General features: G+C 43.8%; 15 protein-coding genes, 1 tRNA gene, 1 pseudogene and 1 other annotated feature. Of the genes and pseudogenes, 3 read left to right on the top strand and 14 right to left on the bottom strand.

Translation table 11 applies throughout. The annotated features are described in order from the left end of the window. Nucleotides 1-387: 387 nt before the first annotated feature. The 3 genes from ACHAL6_RS08995 to pulA form a co-directional block, all read right to left on the bottom strand. On the bottom strand, nt 388-2862 hold the full coding sequence (locus ACHAL6_RS08995) for an ATP-binding cassette domain-containing protein (protein WP_395270198.1): 2475 nt from the start codon (nt 2860-2862) through the stop codon (nt 388-390). A 152-nt stretch (nt 2863-3014) separates the two neighbouring features. Further along, nucleotides 3015-4208, bottom strand: coding sequence for a M20 family metallopeptidase (locus tag ACHAL6_RS08990; protein ID WP_395270196.1), 1194 nt, complete (start codon nt 4206-4208; stop codon nt 3015-3017). Between the two features lie 209 nt (nt 4209-4417). Further along, nucleotides 4418-7516 (bottom strand): type I pullulanase, encoded by a 3099-nt coding sequence (gene pulA / locus ACHAL6_RS08985; RefSeq protein ID WP_395270194.1) that lies wholly within the window; start codon nt 7514-7516, stop codon nt 4418-4420. 302 nt (nt 7517-7818) lie between these two features. On the opposite strand from pulA, the gene ACHAL6_RS08980 reads away from it, so the two are divergent. Further along, nucleotides 7819-8691 carry a DUF1295 domain-containing protein gene (locus ACHAL6_RS08980; protein ID WP_395270192.1) on the top strand — a complete coding sequence of 291 codons (873 nt, stop codon included), beginning with the start codon at nt 7819-7821 and terminating at the stop codon, nt 8689-8691. 239 nt (nt 8692-8930) lie between these two features. On the opposite strand, the gene ACHAL6_RS08975 is transcribed toward ACHAL6_RS08980, so the two are convergent. From ACHAL6_RS08975 to ACHAL6_RS08955, 5 genes are all read right to left on the bottom strand, one after another. Next, entirely contained in the window at nt 8931-10034 is a 1104-nt protein-coding gene (locus ACHAL6_RS08975) for a 6-phosphofructokinase (protein WP_395270190.1), read from the bottom strand. Nucleotides 10035-10165: 131 nt separating this feature from the next. Further along, nucleotides 10166-11536, bottom strand: coding sequence for a UDP-N-acetylmuramoyl-L-alanine--D-glutamate ligase (gene murD / locus ACHAL6_RS08970; protein ID WP_395270189.1), 1371 nt, complete (start codon nt 11534-11536; stop codon nt 10166-10168). A 12-nt stretch (nt 11537-11548) separates the two neighbouring features. Further along, nucleotides 11549-12235 carry a DUF624 domain-containing protein gene (locus ACHAL6_RS08965; RefSeq protein WP_395270188.1) on the bottom strand — a complete coding sequence of 229 codons (687 nt, stop codon included), beginning with the start codon at nt 12233-12235 and terminating at the stop codon, nt 11549-11551. 129 nt (nt 12236-12364) lie between these two features. Beyond that, on the bottom strand, nt 12365-13756 hold the full coding sequence (locus ACHAL6_RS08960) for a glycine--tRNA ligase (protein WP_395270201.1): 1392 nt from the start codon (nt 13754-13756) through the stop codon (nt 12365-12367). Nucleotides 13757-13980: 224 nt separating this feature from the next. Next, a tRNA-Asn gene (locus ACHAL6_RS08955) sits at nt 13981-14055 on the bottom strand. A gap of 298 nt (nt 14056-14353) precedes the next feature. Further along, nucleotides 14354-14603, top strand: a binding site (T-box leader). A gap of 41 nt (nt 14604-14644) precedes the next feature. On the opposite strand from ACHAL6_RS08955, the gene asnA reads away from it, so the two are divergent. Next, nucleotides 14645-15628 (top strand): aspartate--ammonia ligase, encoded by a 984-nt coding sequence (gene asnA, locus ACHAL6_RS08950; RefSeq protein WP_395270187.1) that lies wholly within the window; start codon nt 14645-14647, stop codon nt 15626-15628. Nucleotides 15629-15932: 304 nt separating this feature from the next. Here the strand turns inward: asnA and ACHAL6_RS08945 are convergent. The 6 genes and pseudogenes from ACHAL6_RS08945 to ACHAL6_RS08920 all read right to left on the bottom strand — a co-directional run bounded on the left by ACHAL6_RS08945 (nt 15933) and on the right by ACHAL6_RS08920 (nt 20243). Further along, a pseudogene (locus ACHAL6_RS08945) lies at nt 15933-17161 on the bottom strand (tyrosine-type recombinase/integrase). Between the two features lie 98 nt (nt 17162-17259). After that, a complete protein-coding gene (locus ACHAL6_RS08940; protein WP_395270185.1) occupies nt 17260-17466 on the bottom strand; it encodes an excisionase in 207 nt (68 codons plus the stop codon). A gap of 9 nt (nt 17467-17475) precedes the next feature. Continuing rightward, nucleotides 17476-18453, bottom strand: a complete 978-nt coding sequence (locus tag ACHAL6_RS08935; protein WP_395270200.1) for a viral replication protein — start codon at nt 18451-18453, stop codon at nt 17476-17478. A 169-nt stretch (nt 18454-18622) separates the two neighbouring features. Further along, the gene (locus tag ACHAL6_RS08930) at nt 18623-19375 is read right to left on the bottom strand and encodes a hypothetical protein (RefSeq protein WP_395270183.1); all 753 of its coding nucleotides are present in this window, start codon (nt 19373-19375) and stop codon (nt 18623-18625) included. Continuing rightward, nucleotides 19359-19940 (bottom strand): hypothetical protein, encoded by a 582-nt coding sequence (locus ACHAL6_RS08925; RefSeq protein WP_395270181.1) that lies wholly within the window; start codon nt 19938-19940, stop codon nt 19359-19361. Before ACHAL6_RS08925 ends, ACHAL6_RS08930 begins: the two co-directional genes overlap by 17 nt. A 63-nt stretch (nt 19941-20003) precedes the next feature. Then, complete coding sequence (locus tag ACHAL6_RS08920; RefSeq protein WP_395270179.1) at nt 20004-20243, bottom strand: hypothetical protein; 240 nt, start codon at nt 20241-20243, stop codon at nt 20004-20006. Nucleotides 20244-20441: 198 nt separating this feature from the next. On the opposite strand from ACHAL6_RS08920, the gene ACHAL6_RS08915 reads away from it, so the two are divergent. After that, nucleotides 20442-21230, top strand: a complete 789-nt coding sequence (locus ACHAL6_RS08915) for a hypothetical protein (RefSeq protein WP_395270178.1) — start codon at nt 20442-20444, stop codon at nt 21228-21230. The last annotated feature ends 39 nt before the right edge of the window (nt 21231-21269 follow it).

Here is a 21269-nt window from a genome sequence, read left to right as displayed (position 1 = left end):
GCACCCGGTTTCCCGGCTGCTCATCTTCTTATTGCTCGAAGATGGTTTTTTCCGATTTCTCGAAAAGGTACTTTGGTTTTTTACCTATATTCTGTTTAATTTTCAAAGAACTTTGCTGTAATCGCTCCCATAAAGCGAGCTCTTATATCTTATCATTTTCAAGCAGCTTCTGTCAATGAAGGACTGCTTAAATCGCTGACTTAAATATAATACCACAGGGTCAAAATCAGCGCAACGAAAAAATGAACTTTTTTCCACAGAAAAAGCATTCTCAGCGGTTTTATCCACAGCGATAAAACCATTATCTGTTGATAATCAATCAGAAATCACAAAACCGGTGGATAAAAATTAATTTTCACACCACCGGTTTCTCCTGAAAGCATCAATTTACAGATATTTTCCTGTTACAGATCCTGGATTCCGCTTCAGTTCATGAGGTGTGCCTTCCGCTATGACCTCACCTCCATAGATTCCGCCATCCGGTCCCAGATCGATGACCCAGTCGGAAGCTTCAATGACCTGCTGGTTGTGCTCCACGACAATCACTGTATTCCCGGCATCCGCCATCTTATTCAGAAGAACAAGGAACTTCTCCACATCTACGGGATGAAGCCCCGTGGTAGGTTCATCGATGAGGTAGAGATTCTTTCTGTTTTCACTCTGGATGAGATCCTTGGCAAGTTTCATCCTTTGGCCTTCTCCGCCCGAGAGAGTTCTCAGGGTCTGACCCAGTTCCAGGTAGCCAAGCCCCACATCCATGAGAAGGTTCAGAATTTTCGCCATGACCTTCTTCTCCCTGAACAGCTCCTGCGCTTCCACAACAGAAAGCTTCAGGATTTCATGAATGGAATGACCTTCATATTTAACGGAGAGAACTTCATCATTGAACTGCTTTCCACCACACTCAGGACAGACCACATCCACATCCTCAAAGAACAGCATGTTGCTGGTCACATAGCCAAGTCCTTCGCAACGCTCGCATCTGCCGCCCTTTGTGTTGAAAGAGAAGTGCTTCGCATTAAGGTGAAGCGCTTTCGCTTCCGGAAGACTTCCGAATAGCTTTCTCACTTCATTGTAAAGTCCAGAATAGGTGGCCACATTGGACCTTTTCATTCTGCTTACTGCAGACTGCTCCACTGTAATGATCTCATCAAAGCCACTGGTTCCTCTTACAATATTCCTTTCCTCACCCTCTTCTGTATCTCCAGAGGCAAGAATATCCAGTACCAGGGTGGATTTTCCGGAACCTGATACCCCCGTTACGGATGTAAGGCATGCCTTAGGGAAATCCACATGGATGGAGCGTAGATTGAACCTGTCCGCATTTCTCACTTCAATGAAGCCATGATTCCTCTTTCTCGGCTGTAAAGTATTCTTCTTTTCCTGACTCAGATATTTTCCAGTGACAGAATTTCTGTCCTTCAGGATTTCCTCGAATGTTCCTTCTGAGATGACTTCTCCACCAAAACTTCCCGCACCTGGCCCCATGTCTATGACATGATCCGCATCTTTCATCACCTCGGGATCATGCTCGATGACGATGACCGTATTCCCTAGATTTCTAAGATCTTTGAGAATCTTCATGATGCCAGCCGTGTCCTTGGGATGAAGTCCCACCGTAGGTTCATCCATGATGTAGATGATTCCAGTAAGGGTGGAGTCTAAAGTGGCCGCAAGCTTCATGCGCTGCGCTTCTCCACCGGAAAGGGTCATGGTCTGACGATTCAGAGACAGATAGCCTACGCCACCGCGGATGAGTCTCCTGATCTTGGTCTTCATATCTTCCAGATAGACCTCCACCACGGCCTTTTCTTCCGTCACCAGATTCTCCTCGATCTCCTTCAGCCAGTCCATGAGTTCCAGAAGCGACAGCGCAGACAGCTCTGTAATGGTCCTGCCTTTTACCATGGCGCTTCGCGGCACCTCTGCCAGTTTCTCCCCCTGACACTTGTCACAAGCTCCTGTAATGAAATAGGGCTCCAACTGGGCTGTGATGCCTCCTTTTTCATTGAGTCTTCTCCAAAGGGTTGTCAGAACGCCTTCAAACTTTCCCTCCGCCACTTTCCTGGGGATCTTCACATCCTTGAAGAACATCTCAGCCTCTTCACTTTCCGCCCCATATAAAAGGAGAATTCTTTCTCCTTCGCTGAAATCTTTCACAGGGCGGTTGTCCGTCTGTTTCATCCCATAGTGCCTGAAGGCAGCATTCACCGTACCGATGGAATAGTCCTTGTAGGCATGGTCCCAGTAAGCCACGGCCCCTTCTTCCAGAGACAGTTCTTCGCTGATCACACTTTTCTGGTCAATCTTCATGACTTCGCCCAGACCATGACAGGCCTCGCAGGCACCTTCTCTGGTATTGAAGGAGAAGTGACTTCTTGTAAGCTTCTCCATCTTATGCCCGCAGTGGCTGCAGAACATGTAGACCTTGAACTCCCCTTCCGTCTTCACTAGCTCTTCTCTGCATCTGGACGCACTGATCTTCTTCTCACAGGAAGGACAGCTTCTTTCATGAAGCTTCTCATAAATCATCCGCAGCTCTGTATAGATGTTTGTTACTGTCCCCACAGAAGATCTTGGATTTTTCGCATATTCACCCTGAGTGATTTTAATGGCCGGTGAAAGATTGAGAATGGATTCCACCTTCGGCTTCGGGATTCCCTGATATCCGATGGCTTCCAGATACTGCCTCTGACACTCCTGATAGATGGTGTCCACTGCCAGGGTGGACTTCCCTGACCCGGACAGTCCCGTCAGAACCACCAGTCTGTTCTTTGGTATTTTCAGGGAAATATCTTTCAGGTTTCCTTCTGTGGCATGACTGATGTAGATATATTCTGAAGACAGTTTCTTCTTTTCCATGACGTTCCTCTCTTTTCCTTTTTTTATTTATTGTACCGTGAACACACTTTGCTGCATATAGCGAAAAGAAGAAAGACCATCCTATCATGACCTTTCTTCCTGATCTGAATATTACATTTCTGGTGGCTTGCCAGAAGATTCCGCTCTTCCTTCTATCTGTTCTCCTCTTTGTTCCCCTGAACCCCCAGGAAATCCAGCGCAAACTGAACATGCAGCGCCACGCCGTATTTCATGTAGTCCTCATCTATTTTGAACTTCTCATGATGGGGAAAATAGATGGCTTCCTTGTCTTCATTCCGATACCCGATGAAAGCATAGACGCCCGCGGCATGCTGGAAATAAAAAGGCATGTCTTCTGACCCCATGAGTCTTGGCGTCATGATGTTGTTTCCTTCTCCAAAGACTTTTACAGCACTTTCCGATGCAATCTCCGTGAGTTCCACGTCATTATACAGGCTTACTGCGCTTTCCTCTATCTCCACATCCACCCTCACTTCATAGGCATCTCCGATGGCTTTTGCATGTCGCCTGATCCCTTCATGAACAGTCTTTCTGGCCTCAGGACTGAAATATCTCATTGAAATCTCGAGCTCTGTGTATTTTGAGATGATATTGGCTTTTGTTCCACCCATGAATTTTCCGGCGGAAAGAACCACAGGGTCCTGCGCATTCACATTCTTCGTGATGATATCCTGGAGTCCTGTGACGAACACACAGGCTGGATGAATGGTGTCTCTGGCCAGATGCGGCATGGAACTGTGACCGGATACCCCCTCAAGCTTCACATAAATCGTATCGCATCCTGCCATGCGGTAGCCTGGCGTGATGTCCACCTGTCCCGTGGGAAGACTTGGCATGCCATGCATACCGAAACATGCATCCACCCCTTCCATCCCTCCAGCTTCTATGATCTTCTTCGCTCCGGTGAAGGTCTCTTCTCCTTCCTGAAAGAAAAACCGCACTTCACCTGATAGATCTTCCCTCATTTCCGAAAGAATCTTCGCAGCCCCCAGCAGCATGGCTGCATGGGCATCATGGCCGCAGGCGTGCATTCTGCCATCCACTGTTGACTTGAAGGGAACATCCGCTTCTTCAATGATGGGCAGTGCATCCATATCACCTCGAAGCGCTACAGTCTTCCCCTTCTTGCCACCGGTCAGGCTGGCGATGATTGACGTCGCACCGGCTTTTCGGTAAGGAATGCCTAGTTTCTCCAGTTCCCTTATGATCTTCTTCTGAGTCTGCACTTCTTCTCCGCTGAGCTCCGGGTAGGCATGCAGGTCTCTTCTGAAGGACAGCACATAGTCTTCAATCTCAAGCGCTCTTTTCATCACTTTATTTTCCATAGGGATTCATCCTTTCTCTGATCTTCATTTTATATCTCCATACTTCCATTTTACCACCAGCTTCTTCATTTTCCCATCCAGGTCAGAATACGCAGGCAGTCCAGTATGTGCGCATGAAAAAGCTTCCTTTCGGAAACTGCACTGGATTCTCTGTGCTTTTCCGAAAAGGAAGCTTTCTGCTAACGGATGATTCAGTATGGGATTCAGGCTCAGGAAACCTTTTTCTTCTGATTCTTTCGATACAGGCCGTATCCGCCAGCGCCTCCTACAGCAAGAAGCGCCGCAATGATCATACCCTGATTTCCGGAATCCTCTTTCTCTTCTCCCGGTGTCTCCGGCGATTCATCTGTCTTCTCCGCTGTCTCCACCAGAACCAGGAGGGTCTGCCCAGGAATCTTCACTTCTTCTGAAACCGTCTCGATGGATTCGTTTCCTGCCGTCGCTCCATTGACCATGACATTCCAGTTTCCTTCCAGATCAAAGCTCATCTCGTCTCTGTTGGCATTCATGAGCACCAGAATCTCTTTCCAGTCATCTCCCGCAGCCTCACCGTCGATTCTGTATCCCACCATGTTCTTTTCCGGCATCTCCAGGAAGGAGAGATTCTCTCGCACTTCTCTGGCGGTATCCATCTTGAAGGCTGGATGTGCTTTGCGCATATCGATGAGCCCTTCGAAGTACGTCACATTGTCAAGATAGCTGCTCTTTCTCTCCCAGACGAGTTTGTTGATCTCGTCTGGGGCGTTGTAGCTGTTGTGATTGCCGTCCTTGGTTCTCAGGAAATCACTGCCTGCATGGAGGAACGGAATCCCCTGAGAGGTCAGAACCACCGCATTGGCCATCCTGTGCATCCTTATGAGCTCCTCTTCCTCCGCATCACTGTTGCTGATCATAAGCTTATCCCACAAAGTCAGATTGTCGTGGGCTTCCACGTAAGTGATGGTCTGGCTGGGCTCTTTCGCCCAGAAGCTTTGCGAGTATTTCACTTCCTGGTAATTCACATCGGGATGATCTATGGATGCCACGATGCCGAATTTGATGCTCTCCTCCATGCCTTCTGCTCCGTTTATGAATCCCCTGTCTTCATCGGTGAAGACGTGGCCTTTCAGTCCGTCGCGGATGTCATCGGAAAACGCTGCGACGCCATCCATTCTCCAGGTGTTTCTCTTTAATGCCTTTTCCTTATCCGGTAGAGGTGAATCGCCGCCTGTCCATCCTTCCCCGTAGATCAGAATGGTGGGATCCACTTCATCCAGCGCCGCTCGCACGGCTTTCATGGTATCTATGTCATGAAGGGCCATGAGATCGAATCTGAATCCGTCCACACCATATTCCCTGGCCCAGTACACCACGGAATCCACAATGTATTTTCTCATCATGGATCGCTCTGAAGCGGTCTCGTTTCCTGTTCCGCTTCCGTTGCTGAAGCTGCCGTCCTCATTCATCCTATAATAGTAACCCGGTACCATCTTCGTGAAGTCAGAGTCTCCTGAGGCTCCGGTATGGTTATATACCACATCCATGACCACTCTGATGTCCTTTTCATGAAGCGTCTTCACCATCTCCTTGAACTCTCTGATTCTCACTTCGCCATTGTAGGGATCTGTGGAATAGGATCCTTCCGGTACATTGAAATGCTGCGGATCATATCCCCAGTTGAAATTATTCTCCTCAAGCTTTGTCTCATCGATGCTTCTGAAGTCAAAGGCCGGGAGAAGGTGAAGATGGGTCACGCCAAGGTCCATGAGATGGGAAAGCCCCGTGGATACCCCATCCGGTCCTGTGGTGCCTTCTTCCGTGAGTCCAAGAAACTTTCCTTTATGCTCGATGCCTGAATCCTCGGAAATGGAAAGGTCTCTCACATGAAGCTCATAGAGGATGGCATCCGTGAAGTCCTTCAGCTCCGGCTTTTCATCCTCTTCCCATCCTTCCGGATCTGTTCTGTCAAGATCCACCACCATGGCTCTTCGTCCGTTTACACCCACCGCTTTCGCATAAGGGTCCACCGCTTCCTGTTCCATACCAAGATTGGTGGCGGTGTAGGTATAGTACACGCCATGATTGTCGCCGGAAAGCACATATTCCCAGACACCCTTTTCCAAAGACACCATCTTCACAGTTTCATAGGCATCCACATCATTTCCCGCTGTGAAAAGGTTCAGCTTCACACTGGTGGCAGTAGGTGCCCACACTCTGAAGGTGGTCTTCTCCGTCTCATGAATCGCACCCAGTTCTCCGTCGAAGTGATACGCGTTCTCGAAGGCCTTGGTGGAGAAGACACCGCTCATCATCACGGCTTTTTCCCCGTATCCTTCTTTGGAAATGGTGTAGGTTCTGCCCAGCTCCAGAGGCTCTTTCAGAAGCACTTCGAACTGACTGGATGATTCAGGTCTTCCTCCTTCGGAAAAGTAGATGGTCTGAATCTCAAGTTCTTCCTCACCGGAAGTGACCTTCAGCCCTTCCTTCTGATCATGGACAAGTTCCATGGGAATGGACACATTGACCTTCACTTTGTTCACCGTGGTCAGCTCCGCTTTCAGGATCTTGGGCGAAAGATCCACTTCCTCCGCTGCATAGTAGACACTGGGATCCTTCTCCAGCAGATACACATCCAGCACGCCATCTTCCGCTTTGCTTACGGAAATAAAGCGGTCCATGTCCACATCCTTGGCTTCCCATTCTCCCTTACGGATAATGAAGCCGATCTCGGAAGCATCCTCCACATCCAAACCCAGAACCGCAAGCTTTCCGAAGTCATCCTCGGAGGTGAAGTCATAGGCTTCTCCTTCTCCCCCCTTCGGCCAGATCCATAGGTTCCATCCGTCATAGTTTTCATCAAATCTTCTATAGTGGATTCGAAGTTCCAGGTCACCCTCCAGGACTTCAGGCTTCTCTGTCGTCACCGCAGGGGCTTCTGTATAGACGGTTTCATCTCCTGATTTCAGCCAGATCTCCGCTTTACCTTCCTCCACTTCGAAAAAGCGGTCTCCATCTATATCCTTTTCCACCCAGTTACCTTTTCGGACGATGAATCCGAACCGGCTTTTATCGCTGGATGTGGATAGCACTGCTACCTTTCCGAAGTCATCTTCAGACGCAAAATCCACCTGTTCCCCCTGGCCCCCTTCTTCCCAAAGCCACAGGTTCCAGTCTTCGTAGTTTCCATCCTCTCTTGCATAGTGTACGATGATCTCCACCTCATTCTCCGCATGAACCGTAACCATGTCTCTGACAGAAAGCATCGGGGTGAAGAAAAACACCAGTAGAAGCACTGCACTGATTTTATGAAACAGACTGCTTTTTCTCATATGAATACCTACCTCTTTTCTTGTGATATGTAATCGATTTACTGCTCCGATTATATCATGCAAACGTGTGCACAACAAGTGGAGCGGACAGACTTCATAGTAGAAAACCTTCGCCTCTCAAAAAGGCAATGATGAGTCTGACTTCATCCTCATTTCCTACTACTTATGTTTTTCATTCATTTTTACTACATACTGTGTAGCTCCTTTACTTTTTCAGTATCTCCATCCCTATTATTCAGATATTTTACAGGAAAAATGCTATACTACAGTTAGAATATTTTAAAAATAAAGGAGCGATTCATATGGACAAGAAGCGACTTATTATTTACCCGCTATTATTTATCATCACCCTCGCGGTTTCAACCCTTGGTTTTACGCGCTGGGGCTTAGATGGGCTTATTTTTCCGATGATTGTGACGTTTGTCTACTTCACAGTGATTTTCCTCATCGCGACAGCGATCAAAAACAACTCCATAGTTGATATAGGATGGGGCATGGGCTTCGTGATTGGCAGCTGGATCACGCTTCTCACGACAAGCGAGCCTACATTCCTATCCTACCTTGTTGTAGGATTCATTACGTTCTGGGGCCTGCGGTTAAGCATTCGCCTATTGAAACGCAACTACGGTAAGCCGGAAGACTTCCGTTATCGTCAGTGGCGCGAGGAATGGGGAGAGAATGTTGTACTGATTGCTTTCTTCCGCGTGTTTATGGTGCAGGGAATCATCAATTTTATCGTTGGTTCGGTGAGTTATGCGATCATTAAATTCAACACCTTTGATTTTACCGGCGCAAGCCAGTGGATTGTCTACATAGGCCTCTTCATTTCCTTCACCGGTTTATTCTTTGAAGTCGTTGGTGATGAACAACTGCGTCAGCATATTCAAAAAGGCACACGGACGTTACTTCAGTCCGGTCTCTGGTCCGTCACGCGTCACCCGAACTATTTCGGTGAGATCATCATTTGGATAGGACTCTATATCGCTGGCTTAGTGATGTTATTTAGTGGTGACAATCCGGTCATTTATTATCTCGTCCTCATCTTATCTCCCGTGATCATGAGTACGGTCTTAATTAAGATCTCGACCCCACTGCTAGAGAAAAACATGGAAAAATACGATGGCTGGGAAGATTACAAAAAGCGCGTCCCAATGATTTTCCCATGGTCAAAGTAGCGCATACAGCAAGCAGGATAAAATAATACGTCAAGAAAAGCTCGACGAAACCTCGCCCTTCCGGGGCTAGAGATCAGTCGGGCTTTTTAAATTCCGGATTTTTCAAGTGCACCAGGAAGGCCTGTATCATGCACAGTTTGCACCCTATCTCGCCATGGGCTTCTTTCAGCCCATCTTTTCGGCAACATGCCATACATAAAAGAACCATGCCCGAAAGCATGGTTCTTTGTGAATTCTGATCAGTCTCCGAAGGAGATTCCTATGGATCTTGCTGTTTCCACCAGATCTCCATTTGGATTTACGTTCTTTGATTTCTGTCCGATGACATTTTCCAGAGAGTCATAGGACATATGGCTGCCCTTCAGCGTAACCATGTTGCCGAACTTTCCTTCCGCTGCCAGCTTCACTGCTGCCACACCATATCTGGTGGAAAGGATTCTATCGGATGAGGATGGGCTTCCGCCTCTTTGCAGATGACCAAGAATGGTCGCTCTTGTCTCATTTCCGCACAGCTTTTCCAGATCATGTGCGACCTTGATGCCGATTCCACCCAGTCTGATCGGATCTGGTGAATCTTCCACTACATCTCTTACGACCACTTCACCGTCAATGGGTTTCGCACCTTCTCCTACCACTACGATGGAGAAATTCTTGCCGTTCTTCTTTCTTTCTTCAATCTTCTCTGCCACCTTATGAATGTCATAAGGAATCTCAGGAAGCAGGATTACATCTGCACCGCCGGCAATTCCTGCATGAAGTGCAATCCAGCCAGCATATCTTCCCATGACTTCAAGAACCATGATTCTGTGATGGGACTGTGCTGTGGTGTGAAGACGGTCCAAAGCCTCCGTTGCCACATTGACCGCTGTGGAAAAACCGAAAGTACGGTCGGTGGACGGCAGGTCGTTGTCGATGGTCTTTGGAATGGCCACGACGTTCACGCCTTTTCTTGCAAAGTCTCTTGCTGAAGTAAGCGTTCCGTCACCACCTACAATGAACATGACATCAATACCGAGGTTCCTGATGTTCTCGACACCCACATCTGAAACATCCTTATACACCATTTCTCCGTTTTCTTCTACCAGATAATGGAACAGGTTGTCTTTATTGGAGCTGTAAAGAATTGTACCACCCTTATGAAGCAGACCTGATGTGATATCTCCTTCAAGCTTGATCCAGTCGTTTTCATAGAGACCTTTATACCCGTTTCTGATCCCGATGACTTCCCAGCCGTATTCCTTTGTTGCAGTCTTTGTCACTGCTCTGATGACAGGATTCAGTCCAGGACAGTCTCCTCCACCAGTCATGATCCCGATTCTTTTGATGTTGGTTTTATTGTTCATTTTACCCTCCTATAGCTTTAAAAGCCACTTAATACCCGATTTCTTTTGTTTGTGTTCCTAGTAAATTTTACCCCAAAGTTCACAATGATACAATTGGAACGCCTAAAAAAACTAAATTGTTCCACAGATATTCAGAATTCATTCACAAGTTTCACGAATCTGTCCCCACGTTCCTCGAAATTCCTGAACAGATCAAAGCTGGCACAGGCAGGTGAAAGGATGGCGGCATCGCCCTCCTTGCTGAGAGATTTCATGATTTTCACTGCATCTTCAAAGCTTTCCGCCATATGAAGAGGTACGTATCTCCCCGATTTTTCCTCGACTTTTCTGAACGCTTCCTGAATCTTGTATTTCGTTGCACCCACCAGAACCGCGTTCTTTATATACTTGTAGCCTTCCTCCGCCAATGGCGCAAAATCAAGCTGCTTGTCGTATCCGCCCAGAATGACATTCACTTTCCGGTCAAAAGATCGAAGGCTTGCCAGTGTTCTTGTGGGACTGGATGCAATGGAATCATTGTAGTACTTCACACCCTGAAATTCTCTGATGAACTGACAACGATGCTTCACCCCAGGAAAGGTCAGCGCCGTTTCTCTCATGACAGGCTTCACGACGAAGTCTTCCACCGCCAGAAAGGCTGCCAGAAAATTCTCCGCATTGTGAATGCCCTTGACCTTCATTTCGTTTAGATCCACGATGCGCTCATCCCGCAGATAGAGACTCCCGTCTTTATAGTAGGCATCTTCATTTTCATTTTTCGAAGAGAAGAATTCCACTTTTCCCTTGGCAAGGGCTGCAAAAGACCTGGTGATTTCATTGTCCTCATTGAGAATCAGAAGATCCGATGCCTTCTGAAAGCGGAAGATATTCCTCTTCGCTTCGATATATTCCTCCATATCTTTATGCACATCCAGATGATTCGGAGACAGATTGGTCACAATGGCGATTTCAGGAGAGGTGGTCATGGTCATGAGCTGAAAACTCGACAGTTCCAGCACCACCATATCCTGAGGTCTTATATTCTCCACCTCTGTAAACAGTGGTGTACCGATGTTTCCTCCGACATAAACCTTGTATCCCGCTTTCTTCAGTATTTCCCCCACCACCGTGGTAGTGGTGGTCTTTCCGTCGCTACCGGTGATTCCGATGGTTTTCGCCCTGCAGTACTTCAGAAACTCCTCCATCTCTGAGGTGATGATTGCACCATCCTTCTTCGCATTCACAAGCGCAGGATGATCAAATCTCATGCCGGGCGTCTTGAAAATCATATGAAGACCTATGAGATGATCCAGATAATCCTCTCCCAGATTCAGCTCCACCCGGTCCTTGAAACCATGGACCTCTTCTCCAAGGGAATCAAGCTCTCTTTTATCATAACCGACTACTTCAGCACCGAGTGAAAGAAGAAATTCGATGAGCGGAATGTTGCTCACACCTAGACCCACTACACCGACGCTTTTCCCTTTGACTTCCTGTTTGAACTCATTAAAATCTCTACCCATTACTATCCATCCTTATATCCTGTTCTGAGACTGTCCAAGCAGTCTGAAGTATAGTGCATTCTGTGCCATGGCTGCCAGTGCAAACCCGAATATCAGTGTCATAATGACGATGCGACCTAGGTACACACTCATGAGCAGGATGACAACCGCCGCCGCCGCGCCAAGCATCAGCCTGAAAAATCTGTTCATCGTCTTTCCAAGCACCTCTTTCAGCGTCCCTTTCTCATGGACCATCACAGGTACCGTCGCCAGTATCGTAAAGAGCATGAAGAAGATCAGAAGCTGGAGAAGCACGTAAACCAGGTTCATCTCACTGATGTAGAAGAACAGGGCATTGTACAGCGTGAATGTGATCAGTACCGCACCCAGAAGTCCTATGAGCAGGCTGCTTTTCAGGTTCTCCCTGTATCCCTTCACAAAATCCTTGAAGATGCCTTTCCCTTCTGCTCTTTTCCTGCTCACCGCATATAGAAGCGCTGAATAGGAAGGGAGAAGATTCAGGCTGAGCACTGCCATATACAGGTAATACATCACAATATTCGTGGGATTGTAAAAGAGAAGAAAAAGCAGAATATGAAGATTGAAAAGCATGAATAGTGCATTGCCCATGATGAGATCATAGACACCATCCACTGCTTTCTTCACAGAACTTTTTGCCAGCTGCTCGTTCGTCTTTTTATTTCTACTATTGTCTTTCATTGTTCCTCCATCTAACCGATATTTCTTACTCTCATTCTATCTTCTTTCCGCAGAATCAACAAATGAATTATCATCCTGCCATCTGAAAAGAGCAGGATGGGGATCTACACTCCTCCATCCTGCTCGCTGCTAAAATTCCAGTTTCTTTTCCACGTAATCCACCAGGTCAAATACAGATAATCTAATCTGCTCCATGGTATCACGGTCTCTTACGGTTACACTCTGGTCTTCCAGTGTATCAAAGTCTATGGTGATGCAGTATGGCGTTCCGATTTCATCCTGTCTTCTGTATCTCTTTCCGATACTTCCCGCATCGTCATACTCCACATTGAAATGCTTCGCCAGCTGCTCGTAGACTTCCAGAGCCTTCTCGGAAAGCTTCTTCGAAAGCGGAAGAATGGCCGCCTTCACAGGTGCGATGGCAGGATGGAATTTCATTACCGTCCTCTCCTCTCCATTTTCCAGCACTTCTTCCTCATAGGCATCGGACAGGAAGGATAAGAACATTCTGTCCACACCTACGGATGGCTCTACACAGTAGGGAACATATTTTTCATTGGTTACAGGATCCAGATAATTCATATCCGACTTGGAATGCTCTGCATGCTGCTTCAGATCGTAATCCGTTCTGTCTGCAATCCCCCATAGTTCTCCCCATCCGAATGGGAATCTGTACTCAATATCCGCTGTACCCACACTGTAGAAGGAAAGCTCTTCCTCTGAGTGATCTCTCATTCTCATGTTTTCCTCATTCAGTCCAAGATCTGTAAGGAAGCTCCAGCAGTACTTCTTCCAGTACTCGAACCATTCCAGATCCGTTCCCGGCTTACAGAAGAATTCAAGCTCCATCTGTTCGAACTCTCTTGTCCTGAATATGAAGTTACCAGGAGTGATTTCATTTCTGAAAGACTTTCCGATCTGTCCGATACCAAATGGCACTTTCTTTCTAGAGGTTCTCTGGATGTTCTTGAAATTCACGAAAATCCCCTGAGCCGTTTCCGGTCTCAGATAGATCTCTGTCTTGGAATCATCTGTGATTCCGAGAAAAGTCTTGAACATCAGGTTGAACTTTCTGATATCCGTGAAGTTCTTCTTTCCGCACTTCGGGCATACGATGCCGTTTTCATCGATGTAGTTTTTCAGTTCTTCCTCACTCAGTCCGTCTGCGGAGGCATACTCTACTCCCTGCTCGGTCATGTGGTCTTCCACAAGCTTGTCCGCTCTGAATCTCGCCTTGCACTCCTTGCAGTCCATCAAAGGATCCGAGAAGCTGTCCACGTGTCCTGAAGCAACCCATACTTCCGGGTTCATCAGAATGGCGGAATCAAGCCCTACGTTGTATGGGCTTTCCTGTATGAATCTCTTCCACCAGGCCTGCTTCAGATTGTTCTTGAGCTCTACGCCTAGTGGACCGTAGTCCCAGGAGTTTGCCAGTCCTCCGTAAATATCTGAGCCTGGATACACAAATCCTCTGCCTTTGCTTAAAGCGACAATTTTGTCCATGGTCTTTTCCATTATCATCATCCTCCGATTTTTTCTAGTATAAACAAAAAAGAGCATACACCATGAAGGGACGGAAATAAATCCGCGGTTCCACCCTTCTTGGCATAAGCCCTGCTCTTACAACCATATTGCTCAAAAGCGCCCTTCATCCTCCTGCCTGCATCCTTCCACCAGCCGGATACTCTCTAAAAGCACAGAAGTGATTACTCCTCTTTCTCAACGCAACTATTAAATAAAAAAAATGGCTCCGCGAAGAGGACTCGAACCTCCAACCTATCGGTTAACAGCCGAGTGCTCCACCATTGAGCTATCGCGGAACGTCATTACAAAGACTATTATACCAAGGATATAGAGAAATGCAAGGCCTATTTTGAAAAAATATTGAAATCCGCAGCTTAAATTCTGGTGCAATGTTCTGCAGGGAGCACACTCACACTATTATGCGATTAGCACCTCAGTTGCAGGCACATTGAGATATTCCGATTTCTCTCATACTGTGTCCGTCTTCCCTTTCCAGCACGCAGCTTGCTTTTGCGCCACCCTCTTCGAAGTGTCTCTGAGAAAAATACAAAAGTTTTTCTTGACACTTCCTGAAAATTTTCTATAATGAGATATAACAAAGCAAAGATGAGAAGAGTACATCATGGTTAATGTTTTAGAGAGTCGGGGATGGTGAAATCCCGATACAGAAACATGGTCGAAGAACACCTCGGAGCTGCCAGAGGAAAGGAAACGAGTAGACCTGGACGGACCTCCCCGTTATAGGAGTCGGATATCGACAGATCCACTGTCTGTATCTTAAAAAGTGAGCTTTTTCAAAGCTAAACTGGGTGGTACCGCGGAAGCCTTTCCTTTCGTCCCTATGTAGGGATGGAGAGGAATTTTTTATTTTAGGAGGAAAACGCCATGTACAAACCGACCATGACCTTGAAAGAGACCCAGAAAGCCATCAAGCTCATCAAAGTGTTCTTCGAACACGAACTTTCCGAAAGACTGAACCTCACCAGAGTGTCTGCTCCTCTTTTTGTGGAGAAAGGCACTGGCTTAAACGACGATCTCAACGGCATCGAAAGACCCGTCGCATTTGATATTCTGGATTCAGGTAAAGAAGTGGAAATCGTGCAGTCTCTGGCCAAATGGAAAAGAAAAGCACTGAAAGACTATGAATTCTCCCTTGGGGAAGGACTCTATACCAACATGAACGCCATCAGGCGTGATGAGAAACTGGATCACATCCACAGCATCTATGTGGATCAGTGGGACTGGGAAAAGATCATCGGAGAAGGTGACAGAAACCTGGAGACACTGAAAGATACAGTCTGCATCATCTACTCCATCTTCAAGGATGCGGAACTGCTTCTTGCAAAGAAGTATCCATTCCTGAAGCCTCAGCTGCCTGAGGCCATCACTTTCATCACCTCCCAGGAGCTCTATGAGAAATATCCTGACAAGACAGCCAAAGAAAGAGAAAGCGCTTTTGCAAAGGAAACAGGCGCATTCTTTCTCATCGGCATCGGAGATCATCTCACCAGCGGTGAAAGACATGACGGCCGTGCACCGGATTATGACGACTGGAGCTTAAACGGAGATCTGCTCTTCTACAACGCTGTTCATGATGAAGTTCTGGAACTTTCTTCCATGGGCATCCGCGTGGACAAGGAGACGCTGCTGGCTCAGCTGAAGAAATCCGAAAAAGAAGACCGCACAAGTCTTCCTTTCCATTCCCTTCTTCTGGAAGGGAAACTGCCTCAGACCATGGGCGGCGGAATCGGCCAGTCCAGAATCTGTCAGTTCCTTCTGAAGAAATACCACATCGGAGAGGTGCAGAGCAGCATCTGGCCTGAAGAAATGAGAAGTGAACTGGCCCTGAAAAACATTTCTCTCCTTTAGCAATCAGCATTCTCCTTATGATGCAAGGCAGGCTCCGCGCTCCGCACTGCCTGCCTTGATCATACTTGCATAGAATCATGGATAAAAGCTCCCTCGGCATTCACTGCTGAAGGAGCTTTCTTATGCTGTTTATATTCTATTCCTGTGGCTTCATGGTCGGGAAATCTTTCTGATGAAATTATAACCCTTTAAGACTCTCCATTTCCCTATTTACCTAATGATACGATTACCGCGTATTTTACATTTCTTCGTATCTCTTTATAATCTGTCGTAACTCTGTCGTATAGTTGTCGTAAGTCACCATCTAACATTCAGATTTAAAGTAATCATGTAAATTCAGCATTTCCAATCGCTTAAAATCTTTAGTTGCATCAGCGTATATATTCATTGTGATCTCCGCATCTGCATGTCCTAGAATATCCTGCATGACCTTTAGATTAACCCCTGCTTCACACATTCTTGTTGTAAATGTATGTCTTAGCGTATGGATACTAAATCTCGGAAGAGTTACTGGATCTTCATCTTCACTTTTATCAAGTACTGCAAAGTTACAATCTCTGATAATTCTCCTCAATGCTTTATTCAGAGTACCATTATGTTGCACTCCGCCAAATCGGTTGACAAAGATAAAATCCGTGTATCCATCAACCTTTGCATTACATTTAATCCCAGATTCTTCTTGTAACTTTTTCTCAGCAATAAAAGCTTCCTTCACTTTCGGTAACATTGGAATTATTCTTCTTCCCGCTTCAGTCTTTGGTGTGTTTACCGCAAATAAGCACCCATCTTGCTTCTCTCTACTGTAATATACAAGTGTGTGGTTTACGTCAATTACTTCTTCATCTAAGTTAATATCACACCAACGCAATCCAGTAATTTCTCCAACTCTCATTCCAGTCCACAACAAAACCGAAAAAATTGGATGCCACCTCGAATATTGACTGTTCTTTAGGTATTCTTCAAACAAATCTTGTTCTTGAAGCGTTAATGCCTTCCTTTTAACAGAATCGGTATTACGCGCCTTTTTAAGCTCTCTCAACGCATTATCCGAGGGATTATATCTTAAATAATCATCCTCAACAGCGAGATCCAGAACTTGATGTATAACCGTATGGATATTGTCTATTGTAGATATTTTTAATTGTTCTTCATCTGCAAGCCTATTATAAAAGGCTCTTACATCAGATCTTTTCAAGTCTACTATTTTAGTGTTCCCAAATCCATCTTTGACAAACTGGTTATACATATACTTGTAGTTTTGAAAAGTATTATCTTTAAGTCCACGCTTTAATTGAGTCCATAGATCATACAAATCATTAATTCTAAGATCTTTTCGATCAGATCTTATCCCGTCTAGAGCATCTCGTAATACATCCAACTCTTTACTACGCAACTCATCAAGTGTTTTAGCATAAATGGAATGTCTCTTTCCTCTATTATCTTTCCACTTAAATTCAAATGTTCCGTTGGTTCTCTGGTACTCTCCCTCCTTTAACACCCTATTTTATTATCTTTTCTTCTCTCTACTGCCATGATACTTCTCCTCTCATAACGATAAAGAGAACACGCTTTAACTAATTATAGTCTCAACATGTTCTCATTGTCCATCAATAAACCATATCAATATTGTTTTATATTGAGTACGTCTTTTCTAAATATTCATCTAATGATTTTCTCTTGATTAACCTCTTACTTCCACACCAAATTACAAACTTACAATTCTCTTCATTGGTGAGTTCTCTTAATTTATTGACCCCTATTCCAAAGTACGCTGAAGCTTCTTCAAGTGTAAGGTTTGATTTTTCCCAAATCGGAACTTCTCGTTTTATAAACACCACTCCAATCTCCTAATCAAAAGGATATTCATAATTTACTCTCTCTGTAGAAAACAACTTTTCACGCTTCAAGTATTCCTTTGTAGAAGAGTACTCTTTTATATCACCATTTGCTTCATAAACAACAACACGGTGAATACGTCTAAGAAAGGCTTGCCATGATTCCTGATCATCTTTCTGTATTTCAGAAAACTGCTTTTCCAAATCCCAATTTGAGATAATGTAGATCCGATCGTAACAAGCAAACTTGTTTGAGTACCTACTTGGAAGCTCTATTGGATATATATCACAATACAGGAGCATTTCTTTGATTTTTAGAGAAGATCTAAACTCATCAAAAGCAATAACTGATTGTCCATTATAAGAATCAAAGGGATGCTGGTAATCTGTGACCCTATAAACATTTGAATAGCCATTACTCTCAAGAACTCCTCTTGTTTTTCCAGTTCCTGTTGCTCCGCAGATATAGACGACTTCTAGATCAAGACGAACTGTTTCTTTGAATCTCTCCATTAAGACTGTTGTTCGTACTTTATCGATTTTATCAATTTGTAGAATGTAATCTTGGTTCTGTGCCAATATTTCTGCATTGGTCATATTATCCAAAACCATCTGATACAATTCTGACATGTCTCCTCTTTTACCTTTACTATCTGGCGGTTGTGTTCCGTACTCTTCGAATGATCCTTCTATCTTTTTTTCCTGCTTTGATTTATCATTCTCCCATTTCCCTGTTTTCCTAACATAATTTACATTATCAGAAACCGATCCTTTACACTTTTCTATGTGAGCTTCTGGAAAATATCGCTTAATCATGCTGAATCGAACTCGAGAAGCAAATGTCACAAATACATGTGTGTGGAACTGTGATCCTTGTTCATCTGCCATACAGATATATGATAGAGTCTTAAAGTTACTTCGGAAAATACTTAATATTTGCTGATGAGAGTAATTTTTATCTAGTGGCGAATTTATTGTTAGTTGATACATAAATGATTGCGTATCTATTCTGTACACTCCCTTCTGTTCATTTTGTTTTTTGATTGGAACACTCCAAAACCCTTGCAAACACTATATGTTTAAACGTTTGTGCACTGTTGGGTAATACTAAGCCAACAGTGTGTGGGCTTGTGGCTTCGCCACCGCCCACCACTTTCTTTTATTTTGTTAGTGCATTAATACAAATTTGTTGCATTTTGTCTGCATCACGAACTATAGGGATTTTAACAAATTCTAACTGTGAACCCTGCAACAATACCACACCTTCACCCACTGTAAATTTTCTATCGTTTACTTCATCAATATATTCCTTAGGTATTAGCATCTCGTATATACTTCTATTGGGTGCTCCTACTATAATGACTACACCATAATTTAAACGACTTCCAGAAGGGAAAGCAGCTGCATCAGGACGCTGGCAAGATATGATTAGTCTCACAGCAAGAGAACGACCTAGCATTAAGATTTCCGACACTTTACGCATTACTTCATCAGCTTTCTTTTTGTCAGTATTTTGAATGGCTAGTATGTTAGCAATGTACTCATCCCAAATCAGCGTTACTTGATCTCGGCTTGAATCTTCACCAGATTGCCGTTTATGGAGTATGCCATATACTATCTCCAATGCTTCAATTGACCTTGTATAAGGATAGTAACGAGGACATTCACGCAAATAAGCAAATTGATCATCCTGTTTAAAATCCGAAAAGTATACCGTACCTTGTGAATCATTTTTGCATATTTTCGCGAACAGTATGTTTGTGGCATAGCTTTTTCCACTTCCTGACATACCACATAATATTGTATGGCTATTTGTCTTTGATGAAGTATCAGTAATGATTGGTTTTTTCATTCCATAACCGTACCATTTATCAAAATCATAACCAAGGATTAAATCAAAAGTCTTCGTCATATAAGTTACCCCTCGATTTAATCTCCCTTCCAGGAACTGTGTGAATAACAACTCTTCTACCATTTGCTCTTCCATAATCTATTTTTTCAACAAAACTAATATTCATAGAATCTGCAATGGCATCCATTCTATCAATCCAAATATTTAATGGAATACTAGATTGAAATTCTCTTACAGTCACTTCAGTACCTCTAATACGCTTCTTAAAAACAAGTATAGGACAACCATTTCGCAAATCTTGTGAAGTAAATGCTTCCTCAAGATCCGCTTCATCCTTCTGTGCTGTAATATTTCCAATGGTTACAAACAATCCTGCTAATAGAAGAAGCGGTATTGAAACAGAAAGGAAATTTACAACAAACTGAATTAAAGGGATCATAATGTTAGGAATGTCTAATAACAGTATCAACTTATTTTTCTCTCGCCATATAATTACTGCTAGTATAAGTATTGGTATTAATAGTATGATAAGGAATGGCATGTAAAACATCTGATATACTCCGAGACGAACTCTGGAAAATTCTTTAAGCCTAGTCCTTCTGTTTGATGTGTATTCATTATTCATACGCATTGATCCTTTCTTAATTAAACATCAAGGGGCAACTAAGCCCCTCAATGTCAATTATTATTATTTACCTACTTTAGTTACCTTTTCGATCCTCCCTTTATAGTTATACGCTATCTCAATGGAATCATTAATTTTGGTATCAGCAGGTAGTTCAATTCCTTCTCTCAAAAAGAATTTCTCTGTTCTGTACCCCTCAATGTTCTCATCTTTGAATGCTACGAAGATATTTTTACCGTTAATTGTTTCTCCAGATGTGTTAGTAAAGTTAATGTGCTGTAATCCAATAAGTGTTGCTTTCATTTTTTTATCTCCTTCAATTTTTTATTCGGTTGCGCTTCCGTTGAGTTTATATTATCATCAGAACTAGTTATTAAATTCGGAATTTATTTCACAAAACCACCCAATTGATACCTACCTATAAAGGAGATATCTATAAATATAGAAAATATATTAGAATTCATTTATGAAAAAGCATCTAAGAGAATTAGAGATGAGGTATTGAAGTCAAATCTTTCACATAAGGAAATTTATTGCCATGACAGTAAACAAATAAGTTGGATAATCAACAACAGACGAACTCAAAATAACCGTTTTTTAATAACTGATGCAGCCCTTGATACTACTGATGATTTTCTTGAAAATGACGGACTTGTTCACAAATTACCATTTAATAACATAAAAGAAATTCTGTGGGGTACTGACGAAGAAATTAGGAATTATTTGCAGGATTTATTTAGAATCATATGGAATGAGGTATCATCAGTAAATAATGCTTATCAGATAGATAAGGAACTATTTATGAGTGATTATGTTCCTTATGCAAAATATAGTACTTATTGGAACATACTTTTTTCAGTGAACAACGTATACCCTGCGATTCTATATGGAATTCTAGAAGATGATGTTATCAATAACATAGATTCTGCTCGCGATTCTGCTCTTTTGTACTTTTATGAAAAATGCAAATCTGATTTTGAAGATATTTTCCTAGAATTTGCAAACAGAACGAAATCATTCAGTAAAATTAACAAGGTTTTTCTTAAGTCATTTATTGAAGATTCTTTTATCCCGATGCTGAATGAATATCAGCCCGATGATCATTCTTTAGGTCTACGTGTGAAAAAGCTCATAGCATCCGATTTAGCCCATTGTGCTTCTTTGGTATATGATACTACTCTTAATAATAGAGTGTATCTAACCAATCTAATAAATGCTTCTTCTGTATATATAGTCAAATTAGAAGATATTCAAAGAAACCAGTATAGACTCACAAACAATGAATTATAGGATTTTATAAGTTATGAAATCAAAATTTAATAAGAAAAT

This window comes from Proteiniclasticum sp. C24MP (genome assembly GCF_043951855.1).
Classification (GTDB): domain Bacteria; phylum Bacillota; class Clostridia; order Clostridiales; family Clostridiaceae; genus Proteiniclasticum.
The sequence above is the reverse complement of the archived record's forward strand: the minus strand, read 5'-3'. Positions and strand labels throughout refer to the sequence as shown.